The sequence below is a fragment of the Pseudoxanthomonas japonensis genome, from assembly GCF_010093445.1.
GTDB classification, from domain to species: domain Bacteria; phylum Pseudomonadota; class Gammaproteobacteria; order Xanthomonadales; family Xanthomonadaceae; genus Pseudoxanthomonas_A; species Pseudoxanthomonas_A japonensis.
The window spans coordinates 1-2,812 of record NZ_PDWW01000050.1; the positions used below are offsets into that span (position 1 = coordinate 1).

General features: G+C 56.6%; 2 protein-coding genes. Both read left to right on the forward strand.

The features are described 5' to 3' along the window. Positions 1 to 152: 152 nt before the first annotated feature. Entirely contained in the window at positions 153 to 584 is a 432-nt protein-coding gene (locus tag CSC78_RS18670; RefSeq protein WP_162339374.1) for a DUF695 domain-containing protein, read from the forward strand. Between the two features lie 883 nt (positions 585 to 1,467). After that, positions 1,468 to 1,899, forward strand: a complete 432-nt coding sequence (locus tag CSC78_RS19315) for a CbrC family protein (protein WP_162339375.1) — start codon at positions 1,468 to 1,470, stop codon at positions 1,897 to 1,899. Positions 1,900 to 2,812: the final 913 nt, after the last annotated feature.

Here is a 2,812-nt window from a genome sequence, read left to right on the forward strand (position 1 = left end):
ACCACCAGCGCCTGCACTCGGCGCTGGGCTATCGATCACCGGTGGAGTTCGAGCAGTGCCGCTAGAGAATTGGTGTCCACTTTTTCGTAGGAACTGCCACCCGCTTCGCGGGTCGGCTTAACTCAGGCGTTAGGCGCTCAATAGGGATTTCGATGGCCGGAATTTACAAGGACGACTTATGGTCTGTTGGTGAGGGCAACGTCGATGGCTCCCCCATCCTGGTTCGCGCCAGATCTGCGCTGCCGGCAGCGCCAGACCGCGCGATATACGAAAATCTCATCATCATTACCTGGCCCTATGACTCTGATGAATCAGGCATGCCCGCCGCGGATGTATACGAGCAGATGCGGCGCTTTGAGGATTTGCTAGAGACGGCCGTTGGGACAAAGGGTGTTGGAGTGCAGGCCGCCTCACTAACCGGAAACGGCAGCAAGGAATGGCGCTATTACACTCATGATCCAGATGATTTCATGTCAAAACTAAATCTGGGCTTTGCCGGGCATACTCGCTATCCCGTTGACCTCCAGATGTTCTTGGACTCGGAGTGGGACGCTCTCGCACAACTGCTGTCGGAGCGCGCCTAACAATTCATTCAAGCCGAACTTGCTTCGCAAGTCGGCTTAACTCAGGCGTTAGGTGCCACATGCAAGGTCCACCAGTCCTCGAAGAGCCAAGCTACCCTGGACGCTCAGGCGGCTATGTCGCCCGGATTACAGGCAAGCTCATGCATGAGGCAGCAACCTTAGGGAGCCGTCAGTTATTTCTGGCCGCGCCCCGATCAGCAAGAGAGCACTACGTTTATGTCGGTGAGGATCCGTCTTTCCCACCGCTATTTCAGGTTCCTCATGAGCTCTACTTTGGGCTCTACGAGAGAATCAAGGCAATATTCGGCGTAGGGCCGGATGCCAAGCACGGAGAAAAGCTGATTACCTATGACGGAAATGCGTACTAGTTCAATGTCCAACTTGTCTCAGAGCCCGTGCGCGGGGTTGGCATCTCAATCTCCGCCTGTGGCACCTAACAATTCATTCAAGCCGAACTGGCTTCGCCAGTCGGCTTAACTCAGGCGTTATGCGTGGGTTGGCGTATTGGTGTTGTCAGCTTCGGTGATGTGCGGGATGCCGCCGCCCCACTGGCTTCGGCGTTGGTCGGTTGCTGACCTGGCTCTATCGCCCGCGCTTCCTGGCGCCGCTTCAATCGGCTTCGGATGCGGCAGGTGCGCGCCGCTCGGCTGTCCGATGCAGAGCTGACTCCACGCGAGCGGCGCACTTGGCTTTGGCCACAAAAGCGCGGGCCACTCACTGTCCCTACTCCATCCAGTGATTGTCTCTTCGCCCGGCTTTCTCGGCTAAGATCGCTTCGGCAGCTCGGGCTACCTACTACCCAGGCTGCATAACAGTTCGTTCAAGCCGAACCCGCTTCGCGGGTCGGCTTAACTCAAGGTGTTAGACCGCATGCGAGGTTCTCGTGAGCTTGGAACTACCGCACTTCCCGTATCACCGCGATCCTCAAGCTTCCGGGTCGCTTCGTCGTACTGATGACGCCTGTGAGTGTTGCGGGCAGTCTCGCGGGGTACTCTATGACGGTGTGGTATATACCCGGTCAAAGGTAAAGGCGTTATGTCCTTGGTGCATTGCTAGTGGGGCAGCTGCGGACAAATATATCGCTGCATTTTTTGACGCCGATTTTTATGATGATGCAGGCAACGTAGTCGAGCTTCCTGAGCATTTCTATCGGTCAGTATTCGGGTGCACTATCGGCTTCTCTACGTACAACCCGATTGGCTGGTGGGTTCACTGCTCTGAGCCTGCGGAGTACATCACGCGTATTGAGCCTTACGAGATGGTGTTCCAGTGTAAAAAGTGTGGTGCACGGCATTCCATCTATGACCCAGACTAACTGTCTGCGGTCTAACAGTTCATTCAAGCCGAACCCGCTTCGCGGGTCGGCTTAACTCAGGTGTTATGCGTGGGTTGGCTTGTTGGTGTTGTCGGCTTCGGTGGCGCGTAGATCGTTCCTGCACTGCGGCTTCGGCATCTATCGGTCGCTGACCTAGCTCGATTACCCGCCTCTACCGGTTCCGCTTCAATCGGCTTCGGATGCAGCAGGTTCGCGCCGCTAGGCACGAGCATGGCTTCAGAACTTCCGGATAGGCGGCGCCGTTGGCTTCGGCCGCAAAAGCGCGGGCCACTCACTGCCCCCACTCCATCCAGTGATTGTCTCTTCGCCCGGCTTTCTCGGCTAAGATCGCTTCGGCAGTCCGGGCTACCTACTACCCAGGCTGCATAACAGTTCGTTCAAGCCGAACCCGCTTCGCGGGTCGGCTTAACTCAAGGTGTTAGGCCGCAAAAGGCGACATGTCGGCAGTCAAATCTACTCGTACCAAAGTCGCTCTTACTTCGGCGCTGATCGCCTGTACATTGATATTTGCGGCGCAGTTGTTGTGGCTTCGTCAGGCAGGCCAATTTTCTTTGTCGCCCGGCGCGCTCGGCTTATTCATGCTGGCACCCTTCGGCGCAAACATCGCCTTCCTCGGACTGTGGCACCTAGCACTCCGGCGACAACGCAGCTCTAGACTCGCAAGAATATGGCTCTGGCTAATCTCAGCCTTCTGCTTTACCTTCTGGGTGGCACTTTTCTCAGTCTTCGTTATCGGGCCGGGTAGTCGGATTGCGGCCTAACAATTCATTCAAGCCGAACCGGTAGTTCCTACGGTTTAGTGGACACCCCGACCTAACCCTCAGGAGTGTCCCCATGCCCAAGCCAGGCCCCAGAACCACCCATCGCTACAGCAATGCTTTCAAAGCCTCTG